Annotated in this window: 2 protein-coding genes; one reads left to right on the top strand and one right to left on the bottom strand. The window is 71.9% G+C overall.

All coding sequences use genetic code 11. From position 1 onward, the window contains the following. On the top strand, positions 1-864 hold an 864-nt coding region (locus tag AB0N07_RS50530; RefSeq protein WP_365847685.1), incomplete at its 5' end, for a hypothetical protein. A gap of 11 nt (positions 865-875) precedes the next feature. Here the strand turns inward: AB0N07_RS50530 and AB0N07_RS50525 are convergent. Further along, positions 876-1,559, bottom strand: coding sequence for a response regulator transcription factor (locus AB0N07_RS50525; protein ID WP_350748191.1), 684 nt, complete (start codon positions 1,557-1,559; stop codon positions 876-878). Positions 1,560-1,868: the final 309 nt, after the last annotated feature.

The following is a 1,868-nucleotide window of genomic DNA, read 5'->3' as shown; positions in this document are numbered from 1 at the left end:
CGTCCCGCCGTCCACCTGCAGGAAGTCCGCATGACTCACGTCGCCGCCCGTGCCCGGGTCCCCTTCAAGGGGCTGCTGGTCTTCCTCGTCGTCGCCGCCGTCCTGCTCCTGCTGGGCATCGTCACCGTCCTCCGCGGCGTGGCCGCCGACGCCGCCCGCGTGGACATCGTCTCCGTGCTGGACGGCAACACCGTGGTGGTGAACCAGGGCGGCACCGAGCGGACCGTGGTGCTCGCCGGCGTCACGAGCGCGGGCCGCAACCCGGAGGGCCTCAAGGTCGGCCCCAACCTCTGCATGGGGGAGGAGTCCTACGCCTGGCTGCGTGATCGGCTCCCGCAGGGGGCGACCGCGAGCATGACCACCTCGGACGAGGGTGCGCCCGAGGGGATGGAGAGCGCGGTCATCTCGATCGGCGGCGGCACCGTCAACGTGGCCATGGCGGAGGCCGGCATGGCCGCCCCCACGGAGGTCGCCGTCGGCAAGCGCCTGGCGGAGGAGATCGCCCAGGCCAATCAGGAGGCCGTGGGCCGCGGCGTGGGGCTCTACGACATCGAGGAGCCCTGCACGTACCAGAACCGGCTCTACGAGGCCCAGTTCGCCCTGGAGCAGATCCCGGAGGACGCGGAGGCGTCCCTGACGAAGATCGACGAGCGATCGGTGGAGTACGCGGCCGCCCTGGACCAGGTGCGCCTGGTGCAGCAGGAGGTCCGGGCCCTCGACCCGGAGAACGGCACGTTCGCCGACCTCGCCTACAGCCCGGCCAAGGAGTCTCTCCTGGCCGAGGCGGACCCGGTGGTGGAGCACGGGATGCAGGTCCTGAAGGACCTCAACACGCGGCGCAACGAGATCGCGGCCCGCGGCTGACCCCGCCGCGCTCAGTCCAGGGCGAGTGTGACGAGCCCGAGCTGGGCCGCCCGGATGATCAGCTGGACGCGGTCGCGGACCTCCAGCTTGGCCATGATCCGCGTGAGGTTGGCCTTGACCGTGGACTCGGAGACGAAGAGGTTCGCGGCGATCTCCGGGTTCGACTGACCCCGGGCCAGCAGCCGCAGCACGCCCAGCTCCCGAGCGGTGAGGTCGGAGCCGTCGGGGCTGCCGGGCTGCACCGGGGTGGGGCTCACCGTCGGCCGGTCCCGCTCGATCGAGGCGAGCAGCTTGGTCGCCACGGCGGGGGAGAGCACGGACTCGCCGCGATGGACGGCCTGGATGGCGCCCAGGATGGCCGGCGGCTCCGCGTCCTTGAGGAGGTAGCCGCCCGCTCCGGCGCGCAGGGCCGGCACGAGGTAGTCCTCGGAAGTGAACGTGGTGATCGCCAGGACCCGGATCGCGGGGTGGGTGTCCTTGATCCGGCGTGTGGCCTCCACCCCGTCCATCAGGGGCATCTGCATGTCCATCAGGACCACGTCCGGCTCGATGGCGGCGCACGCCTCCACGGCTTCGACGCCGTTGGCGACCACACCCACGCAGGTCATGCCGGGGGCAGAGTCGACGAGCACGCGGAGCGCGCCGCTCATGAGCGGCTGGTCGTCGGCGATCAGGATGCGCAGCTCTTCGGACACGCAGGTCAGCGTAACCGGTGCTGTGGCGCATGCCACCTTGTCGGCGTCGGGGCGAGGCCGGGGTGCCCGCCGGCCGTCATCTGCGCCATGCCGCGGCGCGGCCTGTGCGCGGCGTGCACCATTTGTGACGGGCGTCATACATACTGGGGCCATGAAGACTCGCGCTCTCCTCGCTTCCGCTCTCCTTCTCGCCTCCACCCTCGTCGGCGCTCCGGCCGCCGCCGCCTCGGCGGCCTCGGCCGAGGACGACGTCGTCACGACCCTGGGCCTCGGCAAGGGCACTGCGGAGTGGACGTGCCGCCACTTCGG

It is taken from the genome of Streptomyces sp. NPDC051172 (assembly GCF_040682555.1).
GTDB lineage: Bacteria > Actinomycetota > Actinomycetes > Streptomycetales > Streptomycetaceae > Streptomyces.
Note: the sequence above shows the minus strand (reverse complement) of the source record. Positions and strands in the feature narration are given on the sequence as shown.